Annotated in this window: 13 protein-coding genes; 7 read left to right on the plus strand and 6 right to left on the minus strand. The window is 70.6% G+C overall.

What is annotated here, in order from left to right:
- Positions 1–18: 18 nt before the first annotated feature.
- Complete coding sequence (locus tag CFP66_RS50180; protein ID WP_094930132.1) at positions 19–1,275, minus strand: CdaR family transcriptional regulator; 1,257 nt, start codon at positions 1,273–1,275, stop codon at positions 19–21.
- Positions 1,276–1,357: 82 nt separating this feature from the next.
- On the opposite strand from CFP66_RS50180, the gene CFP66_RS37610 reads away from it, so the two are divergent.
- A complete protein-coding gene (locus CFP66_RS37610; RefSeq protein ID WP_233160038.1) occupies positions 1,358–2,596 on the plus strand; it encodes an FAD-dependent monooxygenase in 1,239 nt (412 codons plus the stop codon).
- Positions 2,597–2,704: 108 nt separating this feature from the next.
- Here CFP66_RS37610 and CFP66_RS37615 read toward each other — a convergent pair whose 3' ends face one another.
- A complete protein-coding gene (locus tag CFP66_RS37615; RefSeq protein WP_094930133.1) occupies positions 2,705–3,682 on the minus strand; it encodes a cyclase family protein in 978 nt (325 codons plus the stop codon).
- A 52-nt stretch (positions 3,683–3,734) separates the two neighbouring features.
- On the minus strand, positions 3,735–4,754 hold the full coding sequence (locus CFP66_RS37620) for an LLM class flavin-dependent oxidoreductase (RefSeq protein WP_094930134.1): 1,020 nt from the start codon (positions 4,752–4,754) through the stop codon (positions 3,735–3,737).
- Between the two features lie 212 nt (positions 4,755–4,966).
- On the opposite strand from CFP66_RS37620, the gene CFP66_RS37625 reads away from it, so the two are divergent.
- The 6 genes from CFP66_RS37625 to CFP66_RS37650 are packed head-to-tail and all read left to right on the plus strand — an operon-like array spanning position 4,967 to position 10,696.
- Positions 4,967–6,223: an ABC transporter substrate-binding protein gene (locus CFP66_RS37625; protein ID WP_158228367.1), complete on the plus strand. Its 1,257-nt coding sequence runs from the start codon at positions 4,967–4,969 to the stop codon at positions 6,221–6,223.
- 47 nt (positions 6,224–6,270) lie between these two features.
- Positions 6,271–7,131, plus strand: coding sequence for a branched-chain amino acid ABC transporter permease (locus tag CFP66_RS37630; protein ID WP_094930136.1), 861 nt, complete (start codon positions 6,271–6,273; stop codon positions 7,129–7,131).
- Positions 7,128–8,183, plus strand: a complete 1,056-nt coding sequence (locus CFP66_RS37635) for a branched-chain amino acid ABC transporter permease (protein WP_094930137.1) — start codon at positions 7,128–7,130, stop codon at positions 8,181–8,183. The genes CFP66_RS37630 and CFP66_RS37635 overlap by 4 nt, the downstream gene beginning before the upstream one ends.
- Positions 8,180–8,926 (plus strand): ABC transporter ATP-binding protein, encoded by a 747-nt coding sequence (locus tag CFP66_RS37640; RefSeq protein ID WP_094930138.1) that lies wholly within the window; start codon positions 8,180–8,182, stop codon positions 8,924–8,926. Before CFP66_RS37635 ends, CFP66_RS37640 begins: the two co-directional genes overlap by 4 nt.
- Entirely contained in the window at positions 8,923–9,672 is a 750-nt protein-coding gene (locus CFP66_RS37645) for an ABC transporter ATP-binding protein (RefSeq protein WP_198961936.1), read from the plus strand. Before CFP66_RS37640 ends, CFP66_RS37645 begins: the two co-directional genes overlap by 4 nt.
- A 25-nt stretch (positions 9,673–9,697) precedes the next feature.
- Positions 9,698–10,696 (plus strand): LLM class flavin-dependent oxidoreductase, encoded by a 999-nt coding sequence (locus tag CFP66_RS37650; RefSeq protein ID WP_094930139.1) that lies wholly within the window; start codon positions 9,698–9,700, stop codon positions 10,694–10,696.
- A 10-nt stretch (positions 10,697–10,706) separates the two neighbouring features.
- Here the strand turns inward: CFP66_RS37650 and CFP66_RS37655 are convergent, their stop codons facing one another.
- Genes CFP66_RS37655 through CFP66_RS37665 form a run of 3 tightly spaced genes read right to left on the minus strand, consistent with a single transcriptional unit; the run spans position 10,707 to position 13,631 of the window.
- On the minus strand, positions 10,707–11,876 hold the full coding sequence (locus CFP66_RS37655; RefSeq protein ID WP_143517505.1) for an LVIVD repeat-containing protein: 1,170 nt from the start codon (positions 11,874–11,876) through the stop codon (positions 10,707–10,709).
- Positions 11,873–12,730 carry an ABC transporter ATP-binding protein gene (locus tag CFP66_RS37660; RefSeq protein ID WP_094930141.1) on the minus strand — a complete coding sequence of 286 codons (858 nt, stop codon included), beginning with the start codon at positions 12,728–12,730 and terminating at the stop codon, positions 11,873–11,875. The genes CFP66_RS37655 and CFP66_RS37660 overlap by 4 nt, the downstream gene beginning before the upstream one ends.
- A 31-nt stretch (positions 12,731–12,761) precedes the next feature.
- The gene (locus tag CFP66_RS37665; RefSeq protein WP_158228368.1) at positions 12,762–13,631 is read right to left on the minus strand and encodes an ABC transporter permease; all 870 of its coding nucleotides are present in this window, start codon (positions 13,629–13,631) and stop codon (positions 12,762–12,764) included.
- Positions 13,632–13,641: the final 10 nt, after the last annotated feature.

Below are 13,641 nucleotides of genomic sequence, written 5' to 3' on the forward strand. Positions count from 1 at the left end.
GTCGGCTCGGCGCGCTCCTCATGGAGCGGGGTCCAGCAAGCGCAGCAGGCGCAGGGCGACCTGCAGCTCGGTGCGCCGTTCCGGCAGAGGGTGCCCGAGGAGTTCCTCGGCCTTGTGCAGCCGGTTGCGGACCGTGTGCTCGTGCAGCTGCAGGTGCTCGGCGGCCGCGACGTGCGTACCCAGGCGGAAAGACGCGTCCAGGGTCTCGCGAAGCCGCGCCGCCTCCGGGGTGTCGTGCGCGAGCGGACCCAGCGCGGCGCGGACGAAGCTGCGGGCCCGGTCCGGTTCCCGCATGAGGAGGATCTCGAGTGCCACATCACGGTGCTCGAGCACCTGGGGCGCCCGTGTCGGTTCCGCAGCCGTCCGGATCGCCTCCACGTCCTGCGCCTGCTCGAGGGCGTGGCGGAAGCCGGTCAGCCCGGGCTGGGGCTCGCTGAGCGAAGCCTCCACCCCCGCGGCGAGGAGCGCGTCGCGCAACCGCTGCGCGGTGTCGCGCGTCCACCCGCGCGTGCGTCCGAGCCACACCGCGGTCCGTCTGAGGTCGAGCGGGTGGACGAGGCTCTGCCGCACGCCTGTCGCGGCCCGCAGGCCGATGACGAGCCGACCGGCGAGCCCTTCGACCACTGCAGGCAGCACGACCGCGACGTGCGTGGCGGTCAGGTCGTAGTCGAGCGTCAGCAGGTCCGACGGGGGCAGCGAGAGGAGCTCGCCGCGCAGGATCTCGCGCACCAGCCCCTGGCGCACGTGCGTGCGCGAGCGGTTGAGGGCCTCGTCGGCCCGGGCGTAGTGCTCCGCCACCTGCGACGCCACGTGGTCCTGGTAGTCGAAGATCGTGACGGTCAGGTGGGCAAACGCGCGCAGGGCCTCGTCGCGCGGCACCCCCCTCGCGTCGGCGACCGCCCGCAGCCGGTTCGCCCACTCCTGCCACATCGTGAAGAAGCCGACCCGGTAGGAGCGCTGCAGCGCCGTCTGGGGGATCCGCAGCCGGGCCTGGACGCGCGCGAACTCGAACGGCTGCTCGAGACGCACCTGCGCCGGCGCGAGCTGCCCGCACAGCACCTGCTGCAGAGCGTGCAGGTTCGCCCGCACGCTCGCCCGGAGGTGGTCGGCGAACTCCGCGTCGTCGGCCAGGCTCGGGAACGCGACCGCGATGTCCCGGCCGACCACCCGCTCGCAGAGCTCCTGCAGGTCTACCCCCGCGGCCATCTCCCGGACCCACTCGGGCAGCGGTTCGCGGGCGCGCTCAGCGAGGAAGAGGCCGGCGTCGCTGACCATGGCGCACCTCCTCGGTCCCCCGTTCCCCCATCCCTTTGGAGGTCGTGCCCGTGATCCCGAGCGACGGATGGACGGTCGGCTCATGACCGTGCCGGGGATGGGGAGGCTCGCCGAGACGCGGCGACCGAAGGTCGCGGTGCTGGGCGGATCGCTGATCGGGCTCACCGCCGCGCTGGTGCTCCGAGACGTCGGTTGCGACGTCGACGTCTACGAGCGCTCCCGTGCGCCGCTGGAGGGCCGGGGCGTGGGCATCGTGCTGCACCCCATGACCGTGCGTTACCTGCTCGACCACTCGCTGCTCGACCTGGGCACTGTGAGCACGTCGGCGGCGTGGCACCGTTACCTGGACAGGGACGGGGCGGTGCTCTCCGAGGACCGCCGCCGTCACCACTTCACGGGCTACAACACGCTCTACGGCAGCCTGCTGGCCGCGTTCGGCCGTGAGCGCTACCACCTCGACCACGAGGCGACCGGCATCGCGCAGGACGACGACCGGATCGAGCTGACCTTCGCCGACGGTACGAGCGCCTCGTGCGACCTGCTCGTCGCGGCCGACGGCGTCTCGTCGTTCGCCCGGCGCGCAGTGCTGCCCACCGTCGAGCAGCGCTACGGCGGGTACGTGGCCTGGCGGGGAGTCGTCGACGAGCGCGAGTTGACGCCCGCGACGTCGGCGGCGCTCGACGACTCGCTGACCTACCACGTGGGCGCAGGAACGCACGCCCTCACCTACCCGATCCCGAACTACCACGGGGTGGTCGACACCGGCCGGCGGCTGATGAACCTGGTCTGGTACCGCAACGTGCCCGAGGGCGAGCCGCTGGCCGACCTGCTCACCGACCGGGCGGGCCGGCGCCGCGACGTGTCCTTGCCCCCCGGTGCCGTCCGCGACGAGTACCTGAAGGAGCTGCGCGAGATCGCCCTCTCCGACCTGCCGCCGCCCGTCGCGGAGGTCGCGACCCGCAGCGCGACACCGTTCGTGCAGGTGATCCTCGACGTCGAGGTACCGCACATGGCCTTCGGCAGGGTGTGCCTCGTCGGCGATGCCGCCTTCACCGTCCGCCCGCACGCCGCGGCGGCGACCGCGAAGGGAGCGGCCGACGTCTGGGCGCTGGCCGCAGCGCTGGTCCGTCACGACGGCGACGTCGAGGCCGCACTGGGTGACTGGGAGCCTCCGCAGCTCGAACTCGGGCGAGCCCTGCTGAGGCGCAACCGCGACCTCGGCGAGGGCGCTCAGTTCCGCGGCGACTGGGTGTGTGGCGACCCGGCGCTCACCTTCGGGCTGCATCGGCCGGGGGACTCTGCCGACATGCACCTCTCGTGACTCCCAGGCGATGGGCCGCCCCGTCGACGTCCTGTTGATGACGTCCCCTCGATTCCTCCGGGCCTTCGCCGAACTGTGGAACAACAAGCACCGGCAGTTCTTCGGCTGTCACTTGATCGCCAGCGCGTTCAGCGGGGAGCCCGCAGCCCCCGTGATGGGAAGCGTGGGGGCGGTGAGCATGAACTCGTAGACGCCGTCTGCGGCGCAGTCCGCCCCGATCGCCTGGAGGTCCCAGATCTCTCCGAACGGGATGCCCATGTGGACCAGGGCGACGACGTGCAGCGGCTGGAACAGGTCGATCTCGTTCGGCCGGACCTCGCAGCCCCAGGTGTCCGTCGCGAGGGCCGCGACGTCATGGGCGTGCAGCCACGGCGCGGTGTGCAGAGACAACCCGGGCGCCGGGCCGCCATTGTAGTCGCCCCAGTCGCCGCGTCGCGTCTCCGTCATGCCGGTACGCACGATGAGGGCGTCCCCGGTGCGCACCTCGACGCCCTGCCGGGCCGCCGTCGCGTCGAGGTCGTCGGCGGTGATCGTGTACCCGGGGTCCAGGCAGTCGACGCCCTTGTGACGGGCCACGTCGAGCAGGACGCCGCGCATCACGAAGCTCGTCTGCGTGACCTCGATGCCGCAGCGGCCGGCGCCGCTCGCGGTGACGTGCCCGGCGTCGAAACCGTTGTACATCTTCCCCTTCCAGAAGATGTGGGCGAGACCGTCCCATTGGCTGCCGGCCTGGTTGGGGGCGACGAGCACGTCATCGGCGAACCCGAATCCCTTCGACGGGCCGAAGCCACCGGGCAGCGGGTCCTGCTTGCCGGCGACGTAGTCGGTGCCGGTCGCGGTCATCATGTTGAGCGGGTTGGCGCGGAAGCCGCCGGACTGTGGCCCCTTGAGGTCCAGCGGCAGGGTCATCGAGACGACGCGGCCCTGGCGCACCAGCGCGGCGGCCGCCCTGACCTGCTCCGGGCCGACGTGGTTCAGGGCGCCCAGCTGGTCGTCCTCGCCCCACCGCCCCCAGTTGGAGTACTTGTCGATGTAGTCGTGGATGATGCCGTCGCCGTCGAAGGGGACGTCGTCGGTGGGGGGCATGGATCCTCCTGGGATGGGATGGCGGGTCTCGGGAACGGAGCCGGCCTTGTACTCACATCTCGTGGGCCACGGGGAGCACCTCGCGTGCGAACAGGTCCATCGACGCCATGATCTTCTCGTGCGGCAGCCCGCCCATGTGCATGAAGAGCATGACGCTCTCGATCCCGAGCTCGCGGATCGCTTCCAGACCGGAGATGATCGTCTCCGGGCTGCCGAAGAGCACGCTGGAGCGCAGGTCGGCGTCGAGGTCGAACGGGCTGCGGCCCCCCGTCTCGCGGCCCTCCGTCCCGCGCTGCCGCAGCCGGTCGGCGTATCCGAGGAACTCCCGGTACGGGCCCTCGGCCTCGGCCCACGCCTGCGCATCGGTGGGCGCGAGGTGCGTCGCGCGGGCCAGGTAGGCACGGGCCCGCTCGGGCCCGCAGCCGGCGTCGGCCAGCGCGTCGGCGTACCGCTTCATCTGCCCCTCGGTGACGGTCAGCGAGGTGCCCTGGGGCAGCAGCACTCCCCAGTCCTGGGCGGCACACATCGCGAGACCGCCGGGGCTGTCGGTGGCCACCCACAGCGGCGGGTGCGGCTGCTGGAAGGGGCGCGGCTGGGGTGCGGCGTCCTCGAAGGAGAAGTACGTCCCGGAGTGGGAGGCCGGACCGTCCGCGGACCAGACCAGGCGGAGCACCTCGAGCGCTTCGTCGAACATGGCGTTCTTCTCGGCGATGTCGACCCCGAACCCGCGGAACTCGCCCGGCTGGTAGCCGCGCCCGATGCCGAGGTCGATCCGGCCGCCACTGAGCTGGTCGGCCGTGGCGGCCGCTTCGGCGAACCGCAGCGGGTGGTGCAGGGGAAGGACCGAGACCGCCGTTCCGAGCCGCACGTGGCTGGTCCGTGCGGCCAGGTGCGCGAGGACCATGAGGCTGTCGGAGACGATGCCGTGCCGGCTGAAGTGGTGCTCGGTCAGCCACACCGAGTCGAAGCCCAGCGCGTCGGCGTGGCAGGCTTGCGTGAGTGCCTGCGCGTACCGGTCGCTCTGGTCGCTGCCCTCCGGCCACTGGATCGAGTGGAACAGGCCGATCTGCATGGCACCTCAGCTCTCTCCGGGCGGTCTTCGGCCGCGTGTGAGCACCGGCACGGGCGGGCGCGCGGGCCGAGGCGATGACAACACGACGGCGCACGCTTCTAGCTTGTGCTGGGCCACAAGTTTTCCGCCGCCGATCTGTGGCTTCTCCGTACCCTTCTCTCCCGCCGTCTCTCGTAGGGTCACCGCACCGGAAACGGCGAGAGGTGGATCACATGCGGGCAAAGGTGCTCGTCATGGCATGCGCGGCACTGCTGCTGTCCGCTTGCGGCGGCTCGGTCGCCGGTGGCTCCGACGGCGGGGGCGAGGCCGCGTCGGGCGAGCCGCTGAGGATCGGCGTGCTCACCGGCGTCACCGGTGCCTACGTCCAGCTGGGGGAGGAACAGCGCAATGGCGCGGAGCTGGCCGTCGAGCTCCTCGGTGGCATGGCCGGTGAGCGCCCGATCGAGCTCTCGGTGCGCGACACGCAGCTCAAGCCCGACGTCGCGCTGCGCGAAGCGCAGTCCCTGGTGCAGGAGGAACGGGTCCACTTCCTGACCGGTTGCGTCTCCGCCGCCACCACGCTCGCCATCAACCAGGTCGCCAAGCAGGCGGGCGTGCCCTACCTCGGCGCCTGCCAGACCGAGCAGCTCAACCGGCCGCCGAACTTCGATCCGGCCGTTACCTACCACCTGGCGCCGACCCCGTCGCAGGCGATCAAGGCCGCGTCGCCGTTCCTGTGCGAGCAGCTCGGCAAGCGGGTCTTCCTGCTCCTGCCCGACTACGCGTTCGGCCATGAGCAGGAGGCCGCCTACGCCGACGCGATCCCGGCGCAGCCCGGCTGCGGCGTTGCGGGCACGGCGTTCTTCCCGCTCGGCACCACGGACTTCAACCCCTTCATCCCCACGATCGAGGGCTCGGGTGCCGACGTGCTCGTCTTCGGGGGCGTCGGGCGCGACCAGGTGAGCTTCCTGCGGCAGGCCGCGCAGTTCGGCCTGACCGAGCGCATCAGGACCTTCCTCACGCTGGAAGATCTGACCTTCGACGAGGAGCTCGGGTTCGACCTGATCGACGGCACCTACGCCATGGCCGCCTTTTACTGGAACGTCGACGATCCGGGTGTACAGGAGTACGTCGAAGCGTACCGCTCGGAGTTCGGGCGCCCGCCCGGCGGTTACGGCGTCTACCTCTACAACGCGGTGCACATCATCGCGGAGCAGGTCGCGGCCGGGAACGAGGCGCCCGAGGCGTTCCGCGGGGCGCTCGAGGGACTGGAGGTGAGCCTCGGCCAGGGGGACATGACGATCCGCGAATGCGACCACCAGGCGCTCGCCCCCGTGTACATCCTCGAAGGGCTGGGCGCCGACGAGGCCGAGAGCCGCGGCGGCGACCCGACTTTCGGCCTGCGTGCGGTCGCCGAGACGGTGCCGGGCACCGAGGAGTTCGCACCGACCTGTGACGAGGTCTCGGTGGAGTTCAAGCGGTCGTCCTGACCGGCGCGCCCCGACTTCGGCACCGCCCACCACCTGGAGACCATCCGATGGACCAGCTGATCTCCCAACTGATCCTGGGCCTGGTCAGCGGAGCGCTGCTCGTTCTGCTCGCGCTCGGCCTGAACCTGATCTTCGGACTGCTCGAGTTCATCAACTTCTCGCACGGCGCGCTCTACATGGTCGGCGCCTACATCACGTCCTACCTGACTGTGGCGACCGGGAGCATCTGGTTGTCGCTGCTGGTCGTGCCCGTCGTCATGTTCCTGCTGGGCGTGGTGCTCGAACGCACGCTCATCCGGCCGATGTACGCGCGGGACCAGATCGACGCGCTGCTGCTGACCTTCGGCCTCACCTACGTGATCATCGAAGGGATGCGGATGATCGCCGGCTCCGGCGGCCGTCCGGTGTCCGCGCCCCGGATCCTCGACTTCCAGGTCGACCTGGGGGTGGGTCGCCCCGTCCCGGCCTACCTGCTGTTCGTCGTCGTCGCCGTCGGGCTGGTCGTCGGCGGGCTCTGGCTGTTCCTGCAGCGCACGAACGTCGGCCTCATCGTGCGGGCGGGCATCCGTGACCACGTGATGATCCGGGCGCTCGGAGTCCGGTTCGGCCGCTACCGCACGCTCGTCTTCGCGCTGGGGATCTCCGTCGCGGGCATCGCGGGCGTACTCACCGGGCCGATCACGGGCGTTTACCCGGAGATGGGGGCGGACGTGCTGATCCTCGCGTTCGTCGTTGTCGTGGTCGGCGGCATGGGCAGCTTCTGGGGCGCGGTGGCGGCCGGTCTCCTGATCGGTCTGCTCGTCTCGGTGACCACGCTCTACGCGAGCATCTACGCCGGGATCGTGCCATTCGTCCTGATGATCCTGGTGATGACGTTCCGTCCGCGCGGCCTGCTGGGGGCGACATGACCGACGTGACCCCGCGGACGACCGGCGGCGGGCCCGCCGGGAGCCCCGCGCCGCGCGCTGCCGCGCGGCGCACCGGTGCCGTCCCCCGGCGGTGGGCATGGGGGCAGCTCGGACTGTTCGTCGTCCTGGCCGGGGTCGTGATGTTCACGGTGCCCAACCCCAGCCTCGCCATCGGGATGCTGATCTACGGGCTCTGGGCCTCCGGGCTCAACCTGCTCGTCGGCTACGGCGGTCTGGTCTCCTTCGGCCATGCGCTGCCTTTCGCGTGGGGCGGCTACGCCGCTGGGCTGGTGCTGCTGAACCTGACCACCAGCGCCTGGGTGGCCCTGATCGTGGCGGCGTCCGCGATGGCGCTGCTCTCGGTGTTCGTCGGCGCCGTCTGCCTGCGACGCAGCGAGATCTACTTCTCGATGCTGACGCTGGCGTTCGCGCAGCTCGGCTTCTTCGTCGCGCTCCAGTGGAACACCGTGACGGGGGGTGATGACGGCCTGGCCGGCATCCCGGTGGCAACGCTGTGGCTGCCCGGCACGACGCTGCAGCTGAACGCGCTCGCCGACCCCTTGACGTTCTTCCTGTTCACGGCGGCCGTCGTCGCCGTGGTGTTCGCCGGTCTGATCCTCTACACCGAGTCCCCGATGGGACGCGTCCTGCAGGCCATCCGGGAGAGCGAGGAGCGAGCGCGCGGATGTGGCTATAACACGAGGCTGGTCCAGCTCGTCACGTTCGTCGTCGCCGGTGCGGTCGCCGGACTGGCCGGCGGCCTGTTCGCGATGCTGAACAACTTCGTCGGCCTCCAGCCCTACTGGCTGCTCTCGGGCATCGTGCTGGTGATGGCGATCCTCGGGGGGCGCGGATCGCTGTTCGGGCCGTTCCTCGGCGCGGTCGTCTACCTGCTGCTCGAGAGCACCCTCAGCAGGAACTTCGCGTCCTGGCAGCTCGTGGTGGGAGCCGTCTTCGTGGTGTGCGTGCTGGCGTTCCCGCAGGGCCTGTGGGGGATCATCACAGCGATGCTCCCGCGCATGCGGTCGGCGAAGCTCCGGAGGGCACGATGACGGACCTGATCCTGCGGGCGGCGGGCCTCGACAGGTCGTTCGGCGGTATCCATGCCATCAACGACGTGACCCTCGAGATCCCGCGGGGCAGCCTGCATGCCGTCATCGGTCCGAACGGCTCCGGCAAGACGACGTTGTTCAACCTCATCACGGGGCACACCCGTCCGGACGCGGGGCGCGTCGAGTTCGACGGGCACGACATCACGGGGATGTCCTATGCCAAGGTCGCTCGCAAGGGGCTCGCGAAGTCGTACCAGATCACGACGGTCTTCCCGCTGCTCACGGTGTTCGAGAACGTCCGGATCGCGGCGCAGACGGCCACCCACTCATACGTGTTCTGGCGGCCCGCCGACGGCATCACGTCCGTGGTGCGGCACACGGAGGAGGTCCTCGAGCGCATCGGGCTGGCGCACGAGCGGGAGACCGTCGCAGGCAATCTGTCCCACGGGGACCAGCGCAGGCTCGACCTCGCGATCGCCCTCGCGACATCACCCCGGCTGCTGCTGCTCGACGAGCCGACCGCCGGCATGAGCCCGACGGAGACCGACGCCACCATCGAGCTCGTCCGCGAGCTCAACCGGGACCTGACCATCCTGATGATCGAGCACAAGATGGACGTCATCCTCAGCATCGCCGAGCGGATCACGGTGCTGCACCAGGGCGAGACGCTGTTCGAGGGCGATCCGGAGGCGGTCAAGGCGCACCCCGAGGTCCAAGAGGTCTATCTGACGGGCAGCCTGTGAGCGCCGCCGCGCCGCAGGGCGCTCCCGAGCATCCGCCACTGCTCGACGTCGAGGACGTCCACGGCTACTACGGGCTCGCGCACGTGCTCCAAGGCGTGTCGCTCTCGGTACGCCCCGGAGAGCTCGTGGCCCTGCTCGGCCGCAATGGGGCCGGCAAGACCACCACGGTCAAGGCGGTCATGGGCATGGTGGCGGTGCGTGCCGGGCAGATCCGCTTCTCCGGGCACGATTTCGTCGGCCTGCCGACCGAGCGGGTGGCGCAGCTCGGCGTCGGCTACGTGCCGGAGGACCGGCGGATGTTCCCCGGCATGACGGTCCGGGAGAACTTCCGGCTCGCGGCGCTCGGTGCGCGCGTGCGGAAGGCGGAGCAGCAGGCCGCCCAGGACCGGGCGCTACAGGTGTTCCCGCAGCTCACCGACCACCTGGACCGTGTCGCCTCCCGCCTGTCCGGGGGGCAGCAGCAGATGGTGGCCGTCGGCCGGGCCCTCATCTGTGGCAGGAAGCTGCTGCTGGTCGACGAGGTGACGCAGGGTCTCGCGCCCAACATCGCCACCGAGATGGGACGCACCTTGCGTCGCGTCGCCGACGAGGGGCGCGGCGTCCTGCTGGTGGAGCAGAACAGCCAGATGGCGCTGGAGCTGGCCGATCGCGTCTACGTGCTCGACCAAGGCGTGGTCGTGGCGTCCGGCGAGGCGGCGCAGATCCGGTCGGACCCGACGTGGCTGGAGCAGTTCCTCACGTTGTGACGAACCCGAGGGGACGGGACGACGCATGGCCGAGCTCGGGGTCGCCCTACTCACGTTCGCGGCGGGAACGCGCGAGCTGGTCGGCCTTGGTCGCCGCGCGGAGGAGCACGGCTACGTGGCGTGCTACACCACGGAGTCGCTGACCGACACGTTGTCGATCGATCTCGCCATCCTGCTGCGTACCTCGCACATCCGGGTCGGCAGCTTCGTCGCCGTCACCTACCTGCGCCATCCCGTCGTCGCGGCGCAGATGGCGGCGACCGCAGCCGACCTCTCCGGGGGGCGCTTCGTGCTGGGCCTCGGACTCGGGCACAAGGTGCGCGTCGGCGCGTTGGGCGTGACGGCCGGGAGGGCGGCGACGGACCTCCCGGCGTACGTCCAGGACGTGCGGGCGGTCCTCGACGGGCGCGGCCGCGAGCGGTACCCGGACCTGCCGGCGCAGGTCTACCAGGGGAGCGTGCTCGACTTCCCGACGCCCGAGCACGCCGTGCCCGTCCACACCGCCGCGGTCGGTCCGCGAATGGCGGAGGCCGGCGCCGCCGTCTCGGACGGCCTGATGCTCTGGCTCGTCCCGGGAGCCGGCATCGCCGAGCTCGTCGCCGCCGGCGCCCGGGGGCGGCGGGGCGCGGGGCGCGACGGCTCGTCCCCGGTCGAAGTCGCGGTCCACACCTTCGTCAGCGACGACGTCGCCGCCGCGCGCGAGTCCGCACGCGCCTCGCTCGGCTACTGGCTCGGGCTGCCCGCCTACAACGCCGCGCTCGCCAGGGCCGGCTATGAACGCGAGGCGGCAGGCGTTGCCACGGCGTTCCGGGCCGGCGACCAGGCCGGGCTGCATGCCGCCATCACAGACCGGCTCGTCGACGAGTACTGCCTCGTGGGGCCGCCCGCCCGGTGCCGCGCCCAGCTGGAGAAGTGGCACGACGCCGAGGTCGCGACCGTGGCCCTGGTGCCCCATCCCGTCGTGCGCGGGGAGACCTACGCCGAAGGCGTGTACCGCAGCCTCGCGGCGCTGGCACCGCCCTGAACCTGCAGTGCTACGCGAACTCGTCCCGCAGGATGTACAGGCCGCCGCCCGATCGGTCCGTGACGAACACGAGCCCGTCCTCGGTGACCGTCAGGTCGTTCAGCTGGATGGCCGTGGCACCGGGCGCGGGTCGTGGCACGTAGTACCCCACCTCGGCCGGGGCCGCCGGATCGGACACGTCGATCACACGAAGGCCCGCGTTGAAGTACGTCAGGTGCACCCGGTTCGGGGACCGGTAGGTGCCCGGCCGCATCTCGTGGACGTTGTGCGGGCCGAACCGGCCGCCCCGGCCACAGAAGTCGCCGGCCGGGACGGGGAACGTCGACAGGACGGTCGGGTTCTGCTCGTCGGAGATGTCGACCACCCGGACGTGCTTCGGGAAGATCCCGGCGCACCCGTCGTCCACGGACTCGTCGGTGACGACGAGGAGGTCCCGCCCGGGTAGCGGCAGCGCCGAGTGGGTCGCGCCGCTCTCCGCGGGATCGAACGGGAGGTGGCTCACCAGCTGGGGTGCGCTCACGTCCGAGATGTCGAGGATCACCAGGCCGGCGTCCCACCAGGTCGCGTAGGCGCGGTCGCCGCGCAGGTTGGCGTGGTGGTGGGCGTAGCGGCGCCCGGCGTTCCAGCTCGGCTCCTCCCCGGCTCCCGTCCGCATCCCCGGGAACCACCACCTGCCCACTTCCACGGGACGGGCCGGGTCCGAGGCGTCGGCGATGATCAGGAACTGGTCGGAGTAGCCCCGGTCGCTCCCGCTCATGTAGACGTAGGGCGGGTCGTAGGTCATCCGGTGCGTCCCCTTGCCGGGGGTCGGGAAGAAGCCGACCTCCCTGGGCTTGCGGGGGTCGGAGATGTCGAAGAACGCGAGGCCGGCGCTCCACTCCTGCGCGTCCGGCTCCGCCGGGTTGCGCTCGTGGTTGACGACGAGGACGTCGTCAGCCACCTGGACCTTGTGCGAATGCGTCCCGGGGGGCGTCTCCAGCTGGGCGACGACGGCCGGGTGGGCCGCATCGGAGACGTCGACCACGGAGGTGCCGATGCGGTCGCCGCCCATGTGAGCGACGTACGCGTAGTCCCCCTGGACGTTCACGTGCATGCAGTCCCCATGGCCGTTCAGGTCGGTGTGCCCGACGGCCTCGATGTTCCAGGAGTCGTCCTCGAGCAATGTCGGCTGGGTACTCACGGCTGGGCTCCCTCGACTGGAGTGCGGGTATGTGCGGGTCGGCCGGGCTGTTGCTGCTGCCGGTCGGGCGCGTCGTGGACCAGGCCGGTGACTCGGCTCTCGAGTTCGGTGAAGTCCGTTCCGAACACGTTCCGAGGGCGCTCGAGCCCGACCTCGAGAACGTCCTTGATGCGCCCCGGGTTGCCTTCGAAGACCACGACCCGGTCCGCCAGGAAGACGGCTTCGGAAATGTTGTGCGTGACGTAGACGACGGTCTTGCCGGTTTTCTGCCAGATGTCCGAGAGCAGCTGCTGGAGCTCGTCCCGGGTGAAGGCGTCCAGCGCGCCGAACGGCTCGTCCATCAGCAGCAGGGGAGGGTCGTAGGCGAGCGCACGAGCGATTGCCACACGTTGCTTCATGCCGCCGGAAAGCTCGTGCGGATAGGCGTGGGCGAACGTGTCGAGGCGCACGAGGGCCAGGAACTCCATGGCTCGCTCGTGACGTTCCGGCTTGGGTGTGCCGGTCACCTCCATCCCGAACTCCACGTTCCGCAGGGCCGTCCGCCACGGGAAGAGCGCGTACTCCTGGAATACGACTCCTCTGGCCAGGGTCGGCGAGCGGGCCGGCTCGTCGCCGACCCTGACGGTGCCCGTCGTCGGCGCCACGAAGCCGGAGATGACGTTCAGCAAGGTGGTCTTCCCGCAGCCGCTCGGGCCCAGCAGGCAGACGAACTCCGACGGCTCTATCTCGAGGTCGACCTGCGACAGCGCCCTGAAGGTCTTGCCTTCGGTGTCGTAGTCGACGCTCAGCTCGCGGATGGAGACGCCTTCAGCCTGTCCGTGCCGGCTTCGGGCCTTCTGTTTCCTGGCCACCATACCCCCCTCGTTCGGGTCCTTCCCGTACCGGTCACTGGCCGCCGGCTTCTTGCACCATTCCCCAGCGCACCACCGTGTATCGCTCGACGCGCTGGATGAGAACCCGCTCCATCAGGAACCCGATCAGGCCGATGATGAATATCCCGGCGAACATGATGTCGGACTGCAGAAACGCGATCGAGTTGAAGATGAGCCAGCCGAGACCGAGCTGCGTGTTCGCCACGAATTCCCCGGCGACGACGGCGCGCCATGCCTGGGCGAGACCGATCCGGAGGCCGGACAGGACGGAGGGCATGGCTGCCGGCGAGATCACCTTCCAGAACAGGAAGAGGCCGCGGGCGTTCATCGAGGTCGCCGCGCGCAGCCAGATTGGGTTGGCCGAGCGCACCCCCATCCAAACGTTGGAGGCGATCGGCATTGCCGACACGAATGCCACAAGCATCACCGTGGGCAGGTTCCCGAGCCCGAACCAGAGGATGAACAGCGGCACCCAGGCCAGGCTCGGAATCGGCATGAGAAGGCTGAGGATCGGGGCGAAGAAGCGCTCCGACCACTTCCAGTAGGCCATCGACATCCCGAGTGCGCTTCCGACGACGGCAGCGATCGCGAAGCCGCCGAACATCCGGGCGAGGGTCGTCCCCACATGCGCCCACAACGTTCCCTGGTTCTCCAGCCGCAGGATCGCCCCGGCGATGTCGCCCAGGGTCGGGGTGAGGATCCGGGGAACGATGTCGGACATGGCGAACAGCTGCCAGGCGAGCGCGACCACGAGTACCGGCCACACGTTGTGGAACAGTGCCATCCAGTTCTTGCGCTGCCGGCGCCGCCCGGACGGCCCCCGCGCCCCGGTCGCGTCCTCGCCGGGTGGTACGGGCTCGGGTGCGGGCCGGGCCGCGCCCACGGTCGACGAC

Origin of the sequence: Pseudonocardia sp. MH-G8 (assembly GCF_002262885.1) — a bacterium.
Lineage (GTDB): Bacteria > Actinomycetota > Actinomycetes > Mycobacteriales > Pseudonocardiaceae > Pseudonocardia.

Bases quoted from the DNA above. Each gene is read 5' to 3' on its own strand.
- CFP66_RS37625 (WP_158228367.1), top strand. From the start codon at position 4,967: ATGCGGGCAAAGGTGCTCGTCATGGCATGCGCGGCACTGCTGCTGTCC.
- CFP66_RS50180 (WP_094930132.1), bottom strand. From the start codon at position 1,275: ATGGTCAGCGACGCCGGCCTCTTCCTCGCTGAGCGCGCCCGCGAACCG.
- CFP66_RS37650 (WP_094930139.1), top strand. From the start codon at position 9,698: ATGGCCGAGCTCGGGGTCGCCCTACTCACGTTCGCGGCGGGAACGCGC.
- CFP66_RS37660 (WP_094930141.1), bottom strand. From the start codon at position 12,730: ATGGTGGCCAGGAAACAGAAGGCCCGAAGCCGGCACGGACAGGCTGAA.
- CFP66_RS37635 (WP_094930137.1), top strand. From the start codon at position 7,128: ATGACCGACGTGACCCCGCGGACGACCGGCGGCGGGCCCGCCGGGAGC.
- CFP66_RS37610 (WP_233160038.1), top strand. From the start codon at position 1,358: ATGACCGTGCCGGGGATGGGGAGGCTCGCCGAGACGCGGCGACCGAAG.
- CFP66_RS37615 (WP_094930133.1), bottom strand. From the start codon at position 3,682: ATGCCCCCCACCGACGACGTCCCCTTCGACGGCGACGGCATCATCCAC.
- CFP66_RS37620 (WP_094930134.1), bottom strand. From the start codon at position 4,754: ATGCAGATCGGCCTGTTCCACTCGATCCAGTGGCCGGAGGGCAGCGAC.
- CFP66_RS37640 (WP_094930138.1), top strand. From the start codon at position 8,180: ATGACGGACCTGATCCTGCGGGCGGCGGGCCTCGACAGGTCGTTCGGC.
- CFP66_RS37630 (WP_094930136.1), top strand. From the start codon at position 6,271: ATGGACCAGCTGATCTCCCAACTGATCCTGGGCCTGGTCAGCGGAGCG.